General features: G+C 42.8%; 12 protein-coding genes and 1 other RNA gene. All 13 read right to left on the bottom strand.

The features are described from left to right. Positions 1-115: 115 nt before the first annotated feature. The 13 genes from ACQQ6X_RS23335 to gpmI all read right to left on the bottom strand — a co-directional run bounded on the left by ACQQ6X_RS23335 (position 116) and on the right by gpmI (position 16,105). Positions 116-526 carry an exosporium protein C gene (locus ACQQ6X_RS23335; RefSeq protein WP_305167243.1) on the bottom strand — a complete coding sequence of 137 codons (411 nt, stop codon included), beginning with the start codon at positions 524-526 and terminating at the stop codon, positions 116-118. Between the two features lie 428 nt (positions 527-954). Then, positions 955-1,185, bottom strand: coding sequence for a hypothetical protein (locus ACQQ6X_RS23330; protein WP_305167242.1), 231 nt, complete (start codon positions 1,183-1,185; stop codon positions 955-957). Beyond that, the gene (locus ACQQ6X_RS23325) at positions 1,185-1,535 is read right to left on the bottom strand and encodes an NAD(P)/FAD-dependent oxidoreductase (protein WP_305167241.1); all 351 of its coding nucleotides are present in this window, start codon (positions 1,533-1,535) and stop codon (positions 1,185-1,187) included. The genes ACQQ6X_RS23330 and ACQQ6X_RS23325 overlap by 1 nt, the downstream gene beginning before the upstream one ends. An 85-nt stretch (positions 1,536-1,620) precedes the next feature. Beyond that, a complete protein-coding gene (locus ACQQ6X_RS23320; protein WP_305167240.1) occupies positions 1,621-1,926 on the bottom strand; it encodes an NAD(P)/FAD-dependent oxidoreductase in 306 nt (101 codons plus the stop codon). 247 nt (positions 1,927-2,173) lie between these two features. Further along, the gene (locus ACQQ6X_RS23315; protein ID WP_305167239.1) at positions 2,174-5,512 is read right to left on the bottom strand and encodes a DEAD/DEAH box helicase family protein; all 3,339 of its coding nucleotides are present in this window, start codon (positions 5,510-5,512) and stop codon (positions 2,174-2,176) included. Between the two features lie 24 nt (positions 5,513-5,536). After that, positions 5,537-6,748: a restriction endonuclease subunit S gene (locus ACQQ6X_RS23310; protein ID WP_305167238.1), complete on the bottom strand. Its 1,212-nt coding sequence runs from the start codon at positions 6,746-6,748 to the stop codon at positions 5,537-5,539. Continuing rightward, positions 6,741-8,234: a type I restriction-modification system subunit M gene (locus tag ACQQ6X_RS23305; protein ID WP_305167237.1), complete on the bottom strand. Its 1,494-nt coding sequence runs from the start codon at positions 8,232-8,234 to the stop codon at positions 6,741-6,743. The genes ACQQ6X_RS23310 and ACQQ6X_RS23305 overlap by 8 nt, the downstream gene beginning before the upstream one ends. Positions 8,235-8,488: 254 nt before the next feature. Beyond that, positions 8,489-8,853, bottom strand: a transfer-messenger RNA (tmRNA) gene (ssrA, locus tag ACQQ6X_RS23300). A gap of 258 nt (positions 8,854-9,111) precedes the next feature. Next, positions 9,112-9,591 (bottom strand): SsrA-binding protein SmpB, encoded by a 480-nt coding sequence (smpB, locus tag ACQQ6X_RS23295; protein ID WP_305167236.1) that lies wholly within the window; start codon positions 9,589-9,591, stop codon positions 9,112-9,114. Between the two features lie 260 nt (positions 9,592-9,851). Continuing rightward, a complete protein-coding gene (gene rnr / locus ACQQ6X_RS23290; protein WP_305167235.1) occupies positions 9,852-12,458 on the bottom strand; it encodes a ribonuclease R in 2,607 nt (868 codons plus the stop codon). Between the two features lie 189 nt (positions 12,459-12,647). After that, complete coding sequence (gene secG, locus ACQQ6X_RS23285) at positions 12,648-12,881, bottom strand: preprotein translocase subunit SecG (RefSeq protein WP_063212525.1); 234 nt, start codon at positions 12,879-12,881, stop codon at positions 12,648-12,650. Between the two features lie 329 nt (positions 12,882-13,210). After that, positions 13,211-14,497, bottom strand: coding sequence for a phosphopyruvate hydratase (eno, locus tag ACQQ6X_RS23280; protein WP_063212524.1), 1,287 nt, complete (start codon positions 14,495-14,497; stop codon positions 13,211-13,213). 63 nt (positions 14,498-14,560) lie between these two features. Then, complete coding sequence (gene gpmI, locus ACQQ6X_RS23275; protein WP_305167234.1) at positions 14,561-16,105, bottom strand: 2,3-bisphosphoglycerate-independent phosphoglycerate mutase; 1,545 nt, start codon at positions 16,103-16,105, stop codon at positions 14,561-14,563. Position 16,106: the final 1 nt, after the last annotated feature.

Raw genomic sequence — 16,106 nt, 5'->3', positions numbered from 1 at the left:
TGCTTTCATTCAGATTGTAAGCGGATGGTAGTTAAAAGAGCCAGATTTCATACACTCTAAAAAGAGCTGTCTAGGAAACGGAGATTTCCGTTTTCCTAGATAGCTCTTGCCTAGATTAAGGAGATACTGCCAACCCGCTGAAAACAATCGGACCGATAACCGTTGCGGTTGTACCAGCCGTTAAATTCTCAACAGACAGTGTATAGGAGTGGGCACCCGGTGTTACATTAGGATCGACCATTTGTATGGGAACCAAATAAAATTGTTCAGAGTCGGCGGATTCAAAGCCTTCTCGCGAATAGGAAATAACTTGCCCATCACGGAAAATCCGGAATAAAACACTGCCCGTATTAAGATCTCCGCGAATACCTACCACCGCTTTCAGCTCTACAAAGTTAGGGACGCTCGGAATTACCAAGTTGAATTGGGCAATTCCTACACCCGCCGGAGTAAGTGGAATCGGAATCGCTGCACCATCCGTAACCCGTGTTGGCTCACTTACGTTATAAGCTAGAATTTGTGCCATTTTTTATCAACTCCTTTATATATGAGATAATATAATCTATGACAGAGAGATATAAATGGTATGGACGACCTTCCTCCTTCAATTACCATTATGGCTATTCGTGCTACTTGGTGGACAAAACATAAATACTAGTTTGATCCCCCTTCGCCTTTAACCTTTCCTGAAAGAAGACATCTTGTAAAACTGCATTGAAAAGGCCTTTTTCGCCCGGCCCGTTGAAAACAAAAAGAACTCACCCTTTCCGCCGATGAAGACGAAAAGAAGCAAGTTCTTCAAGAATACGTTGACCGTGTAGTTATTCAGCCATCAAAGGATATTAACCGCTTTGATGTTGAAATCACGTACAGGGTTTTTAACAATGGAGGCGAACCGTGGCTGTTCAAAACCACAATTCGCCGATGCGTGTTTCCTGTGTGAGAGCCAAACAACTATCCATCTTTATACACTATGCCTGCCAAGTTGATCAGTAAGTGCCTTCGCGGCGGAATAACCGGAGCTCCAGGCCCAGGCTCTTGATCAATCTTCGCCTCCTTCAGCAGGACGGAGACAATTTTCTTGTGTAGAAAACCGACGAAGGACTCCGCGACCGTTCGGTGCGCGAACGTCCCCCAGTTCGTCTCCAGAAATTCGATAACCTCTTCCTCCGTGCGGTTCGGCATCAAATCGATGGATAGGGTAACGGTGTCCCCTTTCGCGAGATGAACGGCTGCCTTCCGCTAAGCTGTAGGATCGTTGGACCGGAGAAGCCATAATCAGTGTAGTGTATTTCGCCTGTTTCACTGCGGGCGACTTTGCCGTTCACGAGGATGTCGGCTCGTCCTTGGAGTTTGATGCCGCATAGTGCCTTCTGATATATATATTTCACTTTCAATTGTACGAGGGCCGGAACAGGCTCCACCAAAGAATGCCCCATTCGTTGGGCAATTGTATACCCAGACCCATCCGTCCCCGCATTCTGGCCGGTAAGACCGCCCGTACAAAGAAACAGATATTCGCTAGTATAAACCACCTGCTCCTCTGTTTCCGTTCGACATGTAATTTTAAATCGCGGATGATCTGCTGATACGGTGACATCGGGTACATTAAACCCTCTTTCAATTTAGTAAGCGGCAGCCCGAGCACATGAAAGAAAGACCGATGCCGAATTGTTGCAACACAGGCAGCGTAAATTCAGCCTGACTGCTGTAATACTTGCGCGATAAGGCTACCGCTTCGTCATCCTTACCCATCGCAGTGGAATCGTTCGTAATATTACAACGACCGTCGCCTGTCATGGAGATTTTCTTCCCAATCCGGTCGTTCCCCTCCAGAATGGCGGTATCAATACCTAAATCCCGCGCAGTAACGGCGCCCATGAGTCCTGATGCGCCTGCGCCGATTATAATTAACTTGTGGTGCAATCAAGTCTGATCATCGTGCGCAGTTAGTCAATGTACTCCTTGTCCAATGGATTTATATATAGAAATGTGATTTTTTAAAAGATATTGTACTTATTAATTTTAACATAGGATTATGTACCGCATAATCCCGCTAAAGTATTCCTGACACCACGCCCTATTACAGTTATGCCCTAAATATGAACTATAATTGGCGTCATCATATAAGCAAGGATTCACCTGGTATGCAAAAAGACTTTGTAAATAGCCCTCAAGATATATCCTCCGCATTACGATTAATATGATCGATGATATCTAAAATTCCACGAGCTTTTGGAAGCTGGTCCTTGAACACAACCATAATCCCACCTACTGAACTAAACGGATCTTGCTGCAATACTTGGCGTTCTAATGTGCCATTCTTAACGATGTAATCAATGATCAACTCAACAAATTGCGTTTGTTGTAAGTTTAAAATCTGTTCAGAAATAAACGTTGAAAATGCTTTAACAGCAGCTTGGCGGTCAAGACCGACAATTTTACGAACAAGCTTTGTGACAGGGGTATCCCCATAGTCTTTTTCGTACTGTTCTTTGGAACCAAGTTCACTCCACAAAATTTGCTCTAAGTATTCTACATCTTGCTTCGTTAATGGTTTGTTGTTACGCAGCTTATAAATCGCTAATGTATCCTCATGTTGATGCTCTTTTAAGTAATGCTCTACCTTTTTACGATAGCTTTGTAAGTCATTCACATTATAAATCGACGTATTTTCTGCAACAGTCATCACTTCATCCTTGAAATCAGTGTAATAAATTTTCTGGTTTGAACGTTCAATATAGCGAATTAAATCACGTAGTGCAACACGAACCCTTTCTAGATCAGTAAGCGAAACCTCTTCCCAGAATTCCATCGTTCGTACGTCATCAATCACATCTTTTTGTGCTAATACTTGTGGAATTGTACCTAGTTTTGAAAGTGCTTCTGCAGTATCAATAACCCGGCGAATAGACTTTGTAGCATTATTTGACTGCAAGCTCGCTAGTTCAATTGTCAGCATCAACAGGTCGAAGCGTTTGGCCAGCTCATCATCTTCAATCGGTGCAATTAACGGAGAAATTTTTTCTTTCACTTCATTGGTCTGTACCACCGATAACGCTTGCCAGCTCTCCTCATTTTGATACTTGTGCACATATTGTAAGTATTGACGCACTCGGAAGTTCCCATCATTTAATGCTCGAACGTCCGATACGATTTCCTTCAATAGCTGTTCGCGATAAGATATAAACGGTGCCTCTTGATATTGAAGCGATTGTAATTCACGTACAATGTCAACCTTTGTGTTAAATAGCCTTTCCGTTAATGTTTGAGTTATTTTGGCCTCTTCACCTTTTTCATTCACACGGAAATATTCAAAATTTCTTAAATAATCAAATATTAAGAAGTAGCCCTTATCCAATCCTGGTCCAAATAAGTCTTTACGGAGACGTGTTCCGCGACCGACCATCTGCCAGAACTTCGTTTTTGAGCGCACCTTTTTGAAGAAGACTAAGTTTAATACATCCGGCACATCAATTCCCGTATCTAGCATATCAACCGAAATCGCAATTTGTGGCATCTTGTCCGGGGTTGAGAAGTCATCAATAAGCGTCTGATAATATTCCACACTATAGTCGATTACCTCGGCAAAATCACCATCGTTTTCAGGGAATTTCAAATCGAAGCGTTCTTTAATGGCCATCGCATGCTTGTGGTTTTTGGCGAAAATAATAGTCTTTCCTAACTTGTCTCCACCTTCAACCTTCAAGCCATATTCCATTAAGTCATTTAACACGTGATCGATTGTGTTCTTGTTAAATACAAAATGATTAATGGCTGAGCTATCAATATCCCTTACTTGCGGTTCATCTTCAAAAATCTCTTCAAATTCTTCTTTTTCGTCCTCGGATAAATCATCATAACGAATACCATCATCTAAAATTTTCAACGTGGTTTCTCGCGTGCGATAATCAACTAAGTAGCCATCCTCTACAGCCGTCGCTAATTCATAGGCAAAGGTCGGTACACCGTTTTCTAAATCAAAAATCGTGTACGTATTTTTATCAAGTTCATCCTTTGGCGTTGCGGTTAAACCGACAAGCATCCCATCGAAATAATCGAAAATGCTTTTATACTTCTGATAGATTGAACGGTGTGATTCGTCAATAATAATTAAATCGAAATGCCCTATCGTAAATAAACGGTTGCCGTCCTTACGCTTCACTTCATCAATCGCATTCATCATCGTTGGATATGTCGAGAACACCATACGAGCAGCTTCAGGGTTCGAATTTTTTTCAAGCATATTGCTTAATGATAAGTTCGGAAGCAGTGTGTTGAAGTTACGAAAAGCTTGCTTCACTAGAGATGTACGATCCGCAAGAAACAGTACATTTTTTACCCAATATTTTTTCGTTAACACATCGACTAATGAGATCGCTGTACGTGTTTTACCACTGCCTGTTGCCATTACGAGTAAGCCTTTTCGTTGGTTGTTACTGAACGTATTACAAATCGCTAGAATCGCTTCTTTTTGATAATATCGGTTCGTAATATCATCATCTATTTCAATATTCGTTAAAGGCTGCTTGATTTGACGACGGTCGATTAACAATTGTAGCTCATCTTGTGTATAGAAGCCTGACACTTTACGTGCTGCATAGTGATCATGCCAAATATGCGTTTCAAAGCCGTTTGTATAAAAGATGACAGGTCGTATCCCCTGCACCTGCTCTACACAATCTGCATACAGTTTTGCTTGGTTGCGCCCTTCTTTGGGATCACGTGAAGCACGTTTTGCTTCAACAACAGCTAAAATTTTACCGTTTGTACCGCGTAACACATAATCCACGTAACCTTCGCCTTTTGCATTTGGCATACCTGTTACCGGATATTCTATCTCAACGTTTTTGCCAATTTCCCATCCAGCTAACTTTAAGTCTAAATCGATATAGCGTTTACGCGTCTCAAACTCTAAAATCGTATCGACATCAAAATTGTAATCTCGTTGTGAATCTACACGATTAGCCGTTAGTTGTGCCCGGAGTTCTTCATTCTGCTTGCGAAGCTCTTCAAGTGACTGATCCTTAGCACTTAGCTTGTCATATAAATCACTTAGTTCCTCTGGACGCTCTCGCTTGTATACTGCATCATACAATAACGCTTCATCAAACGTAGATGCGGTATGTTCCTCGGCGTAACAATAATCAATCCATGCCACAAACTGATGTAAATTATGTAAAGACAACACCGCTTCATCACGAGTAATTGCCACATTCGTATGTACAGCTGCATTTCCAAGCTTCACCACATATTTCATCATCGGCAACAGTTCTTCATCAATGATGCCCAAAAAGTGACGATTATGAATCAAGCTTGAGAGGTTATCTTGATAGGGTATTCTCACATCGTTATCAAACTGATAGACCCATTTCACCGCAAGCTCGAGCGCACGGCGCGATAAAATCGCAACCGTGGCTGGGCTAACTTGCATCGCCTTTTCCGCTTCATAACAGGCATTGGCAAAGCTAGTGAATAACTGTTTGTACTTTAAAAAATCGAAGTTCAACATATACTTTTCTCCTATGCTAGATAGTTATTGTTCTTGGAAGAGCTCGCCTTTGAAGGCTTTTTGGAGTAGGGAATTGTATAATATTTCATATGAAGATAGGCTGTTAATAAAATCATTTCTTATCTTTTCTAAAGAAATAATTTTATTAACAAATTCCTTCTGTAATTCAATAGGAGGTACTACAATTAGAAGCTCATTTAAATTTTTCTTAGATATATTAGGCATCGACCCTGAACTACCCGATGCTAGTTTACTTAATTCTTTTTTCATTGAATTGTTATTCAATAATCTCCATAGATAAATCGGTTCTATCAAAGTTATATTCTTAATAATTAATTTAAATATTAAGTCAGAAAACATCAGTTTTGAAGACGTTTCAAATATATAGGAACAAGCCCCAACTAACTCTTTTGTATTCTTTCTTGTTAAAAGGATATCCCCGACATTCACTTCATACTCACTTTTAAAAGGTGTCCCATCAAGTAACTTTTTATTTTCTTTAAAGTTATACCTGCCTCCTGTAACAGCACTTAGTTTCAAAACTCCTGGTTCATTATTAGTAGCTGGTTCTTTACTAGCAACAGGGCTCCACCCTGTTTGTATGTCCGATATAACATTTTTTATTGGCATCTGCTTGAATTTTTTTATATTTTGAATTGGATCTCCAAACATCTCTAAAAACAAACTTTGTGTTAATTCGTCTAATGCTGTGATTTGGGATTGGCGTTTTTCTATAATATTATTGAGATTTTCCAATACGATAGCTGCCTGTTTTTGCACTTCAATACTAGGGATAGGGACCTTAATTTCTTCAACTATTTTTTTAGAAATTTCTTTAAATGTAGCACCTCTTCCAAGGCTATTTAAATATTCAGTTTTATCTGACAACCAATAAGCTAAATATTTTGGAAACACTTTATTCTCGTCACAAACAATATTTTTGAATCCTTGATTTGTACAGAATTCACTCCCTGCTATCGCGACCTTACCAATTGGCGCTCTGGAAGTAAGTAAAATTGTATTTTTAGGAAGTAAAGGTATACTCTTTTTACTCCTAGCTTCTTCAGTGATCTTTCTTTCAGAATGATATACATATTCCGGTTTTATACCATTGATCTCTGCAGGGGTATACCAGTTTATATCCCCCAGAAAGTTTTCACTATTCTTAGTATCTGGAGTTGTACCTGAATAAACGGTGGCTACATCTTTAATTTTTTGAAATTCTATTTTACTCATCCTCTAACAACTCCTTAAGAGCATTAAGGTCATTAAGAACTTCTGTCTCAAGTGTTAGAATTTCATTAATAATAACTTTAGGCTTTTTATACTCCACTTCCTCATACTCAATCTCCTTATACTTGTTAATCGACAAGTCAAACCCTTTCTCACGAATCTCATCCACTGACACAAAGAATGATTGCTCTGTACGTTTACGTTTTTCTTCACCTTGTAGGTTACTGAACCGTGCAATAATATCATCAATATCGTTCTCTTTGATTGGTACACGTTTATCATCTAACGAGTATCCATCTGCTTTCATATCATAGAACCATACGTGATCCGTTCCACCTGTACCTGTTTTCGTGAAAATCATAATACCTGTTGAAACTCCTGCATACGGCTTGAATACGCCACTTGGCATTGAAATGATCGCTTCTAACTTATTGTTATCGATAATTTCTTTACGAATGGCTTTATGTGCATTTGAACTGCCGAACAAAACGCCATCCGGTACGATCACAGCAGCACGTCCACCGGCCTTTAGCGTACGTAAAATAAGCAACACGAATAATAGCTCTGTTTTCTTTGTTTTTGCTACTTTTAACAAGTCATTCGATACAGCATCATAGTCTAATGATCCTTTAAATGGTGGATTCGCTAGTACTAATGTGTATTTATCCTCATCTTTATTTTCCTCAGATAGTGAATCACGATAATCAATATTTGGAGCGTCTACCCCGTGCAACATCATGTTCATAGCCCCAATACGTAACATCGTTGTATCCATATCGTTACCATAGAACATGTGGTTGTGGAAATGCTCATTTAACCCTTGTACTAAAAATAAGTCTTGATGGTTCTTTCGTAAATATTCACTTGCTGAAACAAGGAATCCCGCTGAACCCATTGCCGGATCAATAATGATATCTTCTGGTGACGGCTTCATGAGTTCTACCATCATATTGATGATATGACGTGGTGTACGGAATTGACCGTTTGTACCCGCTTGTTGTAGCTTCGATAATAAGTACTCGTAAATGTCCCCTTTTGTATCGCGCTCTTCCATTGGGATGCTATCAAGTGCTGTTACTACTTTTTGTAATGTAGCAGGCTTATTAATTTGAAACATTGCATCTTTCATGTACTTTGAGAATGCAGATTCTTCTTTACCACCTAACGTTTTGATGAATGGGAAAATCGTACTCACCATTACTTCATACATTTCTTGGGCTGGTAAGTTCTTAAACTGTGTCCAACGCATCATTGGCCAGTGTTTCTTTTGCACTTCATTGAAGTCTGCTGGCATTTCCGAGAAAATCCCTTTATATTCAAGCCCTAAAAATTCTGCTTCGTTTTCTTTCTTAAGTTCGCCTTCATCTAGGCCTTTAATGAAGAGTAAGTATGTTAATTGCTCAATATTTGTTAAAGGGTTTGTATTTCCCTCTGTCCATAATGTTGTCCACATAATATCGATCTTGTTTTTGATCTCACCTGTAATCATATTGTAACCCCCATTATATTAAGGCACCTATTGCAGACACCTTCTCTTACGGTCTATTTTATACTAAATGTGTGACCAGTGCCTTTTGATTATAATCAATCATCTTGTACTATGTAAAAATCTGTTATAGTTCATTTTCAGCTCTAGTTCTTCTTTGAACAAGTCCTTGACGATTCCTTGTTGTTTCTACATCTAAATTACATTTCATCACTCATTATTAATAAATAAAACCCGCTCAATGAGCGGGTTTTTTTAAATGGAGGCGAGGGGAGTCGAACCCCTGTCCGAAGATAACGACACATAAGCTTCTACGGGTGTAGTCACAGTTTTGATGTCACCCGAGTATCGCCCCGTAACCGGCTATACGTTGGGTCAGCCTGATTGTCTTCTTCAGCACACCCCAGGCGGAGATGTGACAGCGTATCCCACTATAGGTTAGCCCCTACATCCGGCACATGGGCGATGCAGGAGAGGAGCACGCTCACAGGTTATTAAGCTGCGAAAGCGTAGTTGTTTTGTTGTTTGCCGTTTAATAGGCTTTAGCGTTGATGAAGTGGACGCGTCCCCACTACCCGCTACCCATGCTCGAACTATCCCCGTCGAATCCATAAACGCCCCCTTATTATAAAAGGGCTCCACGGATAAATCCGGAAATACCGGAGCATAAGTGCATAATATCAAAAGCTGAATGCTAAGATTCAACACACACTCGAATCAAGTTAAATCCAAGATCTTTAAAAACTTACTACTACGTTAGTATAACATATTACATGTCATAACGAAACGGATTGAAGCCATTGTAGCTCGATAAAATAGCACCATTACAGGAACAAGTAACTTATCCACGTAATTTGTACCATCCTAATCAGCAGACAGCTTATCTCGCAATTTTTTGCTTCTCGCGTAGAGCACGTTGGATGTCACGCTGTGCATCCCGTTTGGCAGCTGTTTCTCGCTTATCATACTGCTTTTTACCTCTACCCAGTCCAAGCAGCAGTTTGGCATAGCCGTTGCGAATATAAATCTTCAGCGGCACGATGGTGTAGCCTTCCTGTTTGGACAGACCAATAAGCTTACGTATCTGCTCTTTATGCAGCAACAGCTTACGCGTACGCGTCGGATCGGTCGGATTGTTACGATTACCTTGTTCAAAAGGGCTGATATGCATATTGTGAATATGAATTTCGCCATTACGGATCGTAGCAAAAGCATCGCTTATATTAGAGCGACCATTTCTCAGAGACTTAATCTCCGTTCCCGTTAACACCATGCCCGCCTCGTAGGTGTCCTCAATAAAATAGTCATGGGAAGCTTTTTTGTTCTGGGCGAGCACTTTCCCGTCTGCCTTCTTACCCATGAATACCACTCCTTAACTTAATTCAATCTAGAAATTCAGCTACAATGAGCCACTCTAGAAATATATTGTAACAAATTTCAGATGGTAAAAGCAAGAAAGATCAAGCCTTCTACATTTTTACTTACACGAATAGCACACTAAAATCAAGCGGCTTCTATCTATTACTACAGACAGAAACCGCTTATATACCTAAGCCTCCATTTAGCATCGTCCACTGCTCTTGAGAAGCTCTAGTCGCCTAAAAAGTAAGTTGTTTCAGCCTACTTCTTCTTTTTCCGTACAAACGCAGCGGTGCTATTCCCACCGTTGCCACCCTTTTTTTTCCGCTTCCGACGTGGACCTTCACCGCCTGATCTAGCATCACTACCTGGGGTAGCTGCATCTCCAATAAATATCCCGCTGGCGGACGTCTTTTTCCGTCGCTTGCTTGTGCCCGTTACCGGCGAATTGTATCCACCTTTGCCACTACCAAAGCCGAAGCTGCCTGTCGAGCCTGTTCCAGCACCGTTTCCACCACCACGACCTGTGCGACCTGCGATGCTGATACCTCCGTTGCCGCCCTCTTTGGGCTTCCCAGCCGCCTCACGACCGCCTTTACGCTCTCTACCAGCCTTTTCCTTACCGCCCTTGCGGTCATGTCCTTCTCGTCCTCTGCCTTTACCACGGCTCTCGCCACGTGCAAAATCTCCGCGTTGTCCAGAGCCACCCGTTCGTTCACGGCGTTGTCGCTGCTTCATATCGACGAGTTCAAAGTCAATCGTGTAGTCATCCATATTTACGCGCCCGACACGAACCTTAACCTCATCCCCAATGCGGAATACCTTGGAGGTGCGTTCGCCGATCAAGGCCATGTGCTGCTCATCAAAATGGTAAAAATCGTCCGTAAGCGCACTCAGACGTGTCAGCCCTTCGACTGTGTTGTCCAGCTCAATGAACATCCCAAAGCTGGTTACACTGCTGATAATTCCTTCGAATTCCTCGCCGACCTTATCCAGCATATATTCAGCCTTTTTCATCTGCTCTGTATCACGTTCTGCGTCCACAGCTACACGTTCACGCTCGGAAGACTGCTGTGCAATATCAGGCATACGTGCAGTCAAATATTCCTGTCTCTCGGCTGTTAAAGCCCCACCATTCTCCAATACCTCACGAATGACACGGTGAATTACCAAGTCAGGGTAACGACGAATCGGCGATGTAAAATGAGAGTAATACTCCGCAGCTAGTCCAAAGTGTCCTGTAGACTCCGCATCATACTTAGCCTGCTTCATCGAACGCAGCATCATCGTGCTAAGCACCGTTTGCTCCTTCGTGCCCTGAATATCTTCCAGTAACGTTTGGAGTGCACGCGGATGAATGGAATTTCCCCGACCTTTGATATGATGACCAAAATTAGCTGCAAAAGCCATAAAGTTTTGCAGCTTCTCTGGATCAGGGTCCTCATGAATCCGGTACAAAAACGGTACCTTGAGCCAGTGAAAATGTTCGGCTACCGTTTCATTGGCCGCCAGCATAAACTCTTCGATAATTTGTTCGGCTATCGTACGATCCCTTTTCACAATATCGACAGCTTTGCCTTCATCATCTACAATCACTTTGGCCTCATCAAAGTCAAAATCAACCGCACCCCGGCGCATCCGATTCGCACGCAGCTTCAATGCTAATTCCTTCATTGTGTGAAACACATCAACCAGGTCCTTGTACCGTTCCATCAGTTCTGCATCTTCCTCTTCGAGGATTTTGCGAACGTTAGTATAGGTCATCCGTTCCTTCGTTTTAATCACACTGGTGAAAATATCATGTTTTACGACCTTCATATGCTCATTGAATTCCATCTCACAGGATAAAGTCAGTCGATCCACCTGAGGATTCAATGAACAAATTCCGTTTGAAAGTCGATGAGGAAGCATCGGAATGACACGGTCAACCAGATACACGCTACAGCCGCGGTTATATGCCTCCTGATCCAGCTTGGAGTTCTCACGCACATAATACCCTACATCGGCAATATGAACGCCCAGACGGTAGTTCCCGTTCGGCAAGCGCTCTACATTAACCGCATCATCGAGGTCTTTGGCATCCTCACCGTCAATGGTAACAATGATTTTATCGCGCAAATCACGGCGTCCCTGACGTATAATCTCTTCTTCCGTAATCGCATCAGGAGCCTGATCCGCTTCTGCCATCACTTCATCCGGAAAAGCTTCCGGGAGCTGATGCTTGCGAATAACGGACAAGATGTCAACGCCCGGATCATCCTTATGGCCCAGCACCTCCAGCACTTCACCTTCCGCCGCTGCCCGTCCTTCCGGATAGCTCACAATGCGCACAACGACTTTTTGCCCGTTTACGGCTCCATTGAAGCTGTCCTTAGGAATAAAAATGTCCCGGTTAATACGTTTATCATCGGGCAAAACAAAACCGTATGCTTCGTGGCTCTGAAACACACCGACGACCTGAAGCACTGCGCGCTTCACGATTCGCACTACTTCTCCTTCTAAACGGCCACCCGCAGGTCCCTTTGACGTCACTCTTACCAGTACCGTATCTCCATTCATTGCACTCTTTAAGTCGTTGGCATGAATGTATACATCCGGGTGCTCCCGGTCCTCTGGAATCAAAAAAGCAAAGCCCTTGGCATGAGCCTGCAAGCGCCCGCGCTGCAAATCCATCCGTTCTGGAACACCATAACGGTTTGTGCGGGTCAGCAGAATTTTCCCGTCTTCCTCCAATGCGTTCAAGAGCTTAAGGAATTCGCGAAACTCTTCTGCATCCTTAATTTCAAAATGTTGTTCTAGCTCCTGGTATGTCATCGGCTTGTATGCGGTCTCGCGCATAAAATCAAGTAGTTGTTGCTCTGTTATCATAATTTTGTCCACCTCGGGTGACCTTTAATTTTCAGTAATAAATCCGCATGTTCCTTGTTCCTGAATACAAGACTCTTAATATACTCATACCCTAGTATACACGAATTCAATCGAAGGCATCCCTGCCTGTACAAAATCCAAAAAAGCCCCCGTTTCCTGTGAAACGAAGGCTTAAGGTTTGTATTTATCTTATTTTGCAAAAAATGCAACCATAACGGCAACGATCATAAAACATGCACCTAAAACGGCAGTAATGCGTTGTAAGATCAAATCCATACCGCGAGCTTTTGTCTTGCCGAACAGATGCTCAGCACCGCCAGAGATGGCACCGGACAAACCTGCGCTTTTCCCCTTTTGCAGTAACACAACTGCAATAACAGCAATCGAGAACACAACGAGCAGCACTTTCAAAAAGATTTCCATGAAAAATCCACCTCCTGAGCTTATACATCTGTTTTGCAAAACAACACAGCCTCTTTTATGAAAACACGCACTTATCATGCTATAAATAGCCGGAAATTAACGCAAAACACTATTTTCATTCTACCACAGCTTCCAGTAGATAACAACAGCTACAACAAGACATCTAGCCATCAGCCTCTGTAGATTATATATGCATTATTTATAACAAAAAACAGATCTGCTCGCCATATACGAGCAGATCTGTTTTATTCATGCGTAAAAGCTTCAAGCATTCTGGCACTATGATCCTAAATCATAGACCCGAGGTGCTATCAGCATTTTTAGCAATATTATTTTTTCAGGTTGTAGAAAGATTTCAGGCCGTGGTATTGAGCCAGTTCACCCAGTTGATCCTCAATGCGGAGCAATTGGTTGTACTTCGCAATACGGTCAGTACGGGAAGGAGCACCTGTCTTGATTTGGCCTGCATTTGTTGCAACAGCGATATCAGCGATTGTGCTGTCTTCGGATTCACCGGAACGGTGAGAGATTACAGCTGTGTATCCTGCACGTTTAGCCAATTCGATAGCATCGAATGTTTCAGTCAGCGTACCGATTTGGTTTACTTTGATCAGGATGGAGTTACCGATGTTTTCTTCAATACCTTTAGCCAGACGCTCTGTGTTAGTTACGAACAGGTCGTCACCAACCAATTGGATTTTGTTGCCCAGTTTTTCAGTGAGCAATTTCCAACCTTCCCAGTCGTCTTCGGAGCAACCATCTTCAATAGTGATGATTGGGTATTTATCAACCCAAGAAGCAAGCAGGTCAACGAACTCAGCAGAAGTGAAGGATTTGCCTTCGCCTTCCAGAGTGTATTTTCCATCTTTGAAGAACTCAGTGGAGGCAACGTCCATACCGAGGAATACGTCAACACCTGGTTTGTAACCAGCTTTTTCGATCGCTTCGATAATAGTGGACAGAGCTTCTTCATTGGATTTGAAGTTAGGAGCAAAACCACCTTCATCACCAACAGCTGTGTTCAAACCTTTGGAATTCAGTACGGATTTCAGGTTGTGGAAGATTTCTGCACCAACACGCAGAGCTTCTTTGAATGTAGGAGCGCCTACAGGCAGAACCATGAATTCTTGTACGTCAACGTTGTTGTCGGCATGAGCGCCACCGTTAACGATGTTCATCATTGGTACTGGCAATTGTTTAGCGTTGAATCCGCCCAGGTAAGTGTACAATGGCAAGCCCAGAGCTTCAGCAGCAGCGCGAGCTACAGCCATGGATACAGCCAGAATTGCATTTGCACCCAGTTTACCTTTGTTTGGAGTACCATCCAATTTGATCATCAGTGTATCGATTTCTACTTGGTTCACAGCATCCAAGCCGATTACTTCAGGAGCAATAATTTCGTTCACGTTTTTAACAGCTTGCAGAACGCCTTTACCCAGGTAACGGGATTTGTCGTTATCGCGAAGCTCTACAGCTTCGTGAGCGCCTGTGGAGGCACCAGAAGGAACGATAGCGCGACCAATCGCACCGGATTCCAGATATACTTCAACTTCAACTGTAGGGTTACCACGGGAGTCGAGGACTTCGCGAGCGTACACGTCAGAAATAATAGTCATTTGTACTTAATCTCCTTTGTAATTCATAATTTATTGGCCAAGCCTATACTTATTAAATCAAGCTTACTTGCGGGATGCAATCATAGATTTTCCTGTCATTTCCGCAGGTTGCGGAAGCTGCATCAAATCCAGAAGCGTTGGAGCTACGTCAGCCAGAATTCCATGCTCACGCAGAACAATATTTTCATCAGTCAAAATGAATGGAACCGGATTCGTTGTGTGAGCGGTGAACGGACGTCCCTGCTCATCAATTTCCATATCCGCGTTACCATGGTCAGCGATGATAATTACCACGCCGCCTTTGGCTTTAACTGCATCTACAACACGTCCAACACATTCATCCGTCGTCTCTACTGCCTTAATTGTTGGTTCCAGCATACCGGAGTGTCCAACCATATCCGGATTGGCAAAGTTCAGGATAATCGCATCATGCTTGTCGGCTTCGATTTCCTTAACAGCAGCATCCGCCACTTCGTACGCACTCATTTCAGGCTTCAGATCATATGTAGCCACTTTAGGCGAGTTGATCAAAATACGAGTTTCGCCAGGAAGCTCCACATCGCGTCCGCCACTGAAAAAGAAAGTAACGTGCGGATACTTTTCTGTCTCAGCAATACGCAATTGCTTTTTGTTGTTTTGTACCAGCACTTCGCCAAACGTATTGTCCAGGTTTTTCGGTTCATAGGCAACAAATCCTCCGACCGTTTCACTGAACAGGGTCAGGCAAACAAAGTGCAGATCCTTAGGCCATTTCGGCCCACGGTCAAAACCACGGAAATCTTCATTGGTAAATACTTGAGACAATTGAATCGCACGGTCAGGACGGAAATTCAGGAAAATAACAGAGTCATTGCTTTCGACCAGCCCTACAGGGCTTCCATCAGCCTTCACAATAACTGTTGGCTCCACGAATTCATCGAATACTGATTTTTCATACGATTCCTTCAATGCTTCGAGTGGGTCAGTATATTGAGGACCTTCACCGTATACGATTGCACGGTAAGACTTCTCAACACGTTCCCAACGTTTGTCGCGGTCCATGGCATAATAGCGTCCTTGTACGGTCGCGATTTGGCCAATGCCCACTTCCTGAATTTTAGCGATCAGTTGCTGCATGAAGCCTACGCCGCTGTCAGGCATAACGTCGCGTCCATCCATGAAAGCATGAATGTACACTTCAGTTAATCCTTCTTTTTTAGCCAGATCCAGCATCGCAAACAGATGGCTGATATGGCTATGCACACCCCCGTCGGACAGAAGTCCGTACAGATGAAGCTTAGTGTTGTTCTTCTTCGCATGCTGCACAGCTTTAACCAGTGTTTCATTGTTGAAGAACTCGCCTTCACGGATGGACTTCGAAATACGAGTCAAGTCTTGATATACAATTCGGCCTGCGCCGATGTTCAAGTGACCTACTTCGGAGTTACCCATTTGTCCTTCCGGCAGACCCACTGCTTCGCCAGAAGCCGTCAAGGTTGCATGTGGATACTGTTTTAAATACCGGTCGTAATTCGGTTTGTTGGCCTGTGCAACCGCATTGCCTTCCACAGTGTCACGCAGTCCGAATCCGTCCATAATAATTAAAGCTACCGGTTTTGGTGCTGTCATC

Source organism: Paenibacillus ottowii, assembly GCF_050516475.1.
Classification (GTDB): Bacteria; Bacillota; Bacilli; order Paenibacillales; family Paenibacillaceae; genus Paenibacillus; species Paenibacillus ottowii.
This window is presented reverse-complemented; position numbering and strand designations above follow the sequence as displayed.

Coding starts and splice junctions, on each gene's coding strand:
- ACQQ6X_RS23315 (WP_305167239.1), bottom strand. CDS start 5,512: ATGTTGAACTTCGATTTTTTAAAGTACAAACAGTTATTCACTAGCTTT.
- eno (WP_063212524.1), bottom strand. CDS start 14,497: ATGACTATTATTTCTGACGTGTACGCTCGCGAAGTCCTCGACTCCCGT.
- ACQQ6X_RS23330 (WP_305167242.1), bottom strand. CDS start 1,185: ATGCCGAACCGCACGGAGGAAGAGGTTATCGAATTTCTGGAGACGAAC.
- gpmI (WP_305167234.1), bottom strand. CDS start 16,105: ATGACAGCACCAAAACCGGTAGCTTTAATTATTATGGACGGATTCGGA.
- ACQQ6X_RS23310 (WP_305167238.1), bottom strand. CDS start 6,748: ATGAGTAAAATAGAATTTCAAAAAATTAAAGATGTAGCCACCGTTTAT.
- ACQQ6X_RS23305 (WP_305167237.1), bottom strand. CDS start 8,234: ATGATTACAGGTGAGATCAAAAACAAGATCGATATTATGTGGACAACA.
- smpB (WP_305167236.1), bottom strand. CDS start 9,591: ATGGGTAAGAAGGCAGACGGGAAAGTGCTCGCCCAGAACAAAAAAGCT.
- rnr (WP_305167235.1), bottom strand. CDS start 12,458: ATGATAACAGAGCAACAACTACTTGATTTTATGCGCGAGACCGCATAC.
- secG (WP_063212525.1), bottom strand. CDS start 12,881: ATGGAAATCTTTTTGAAAGTGCTGCTCGTTGTGTTCTCGATTGCTGTT.
- ACQQ6X_RS23335 (WP_305167243.1), bottom strand. CDS start 526: ATGGCACAAATTCTAGCTTATAACGTAAGTGAGCCAACACGGGTTACG.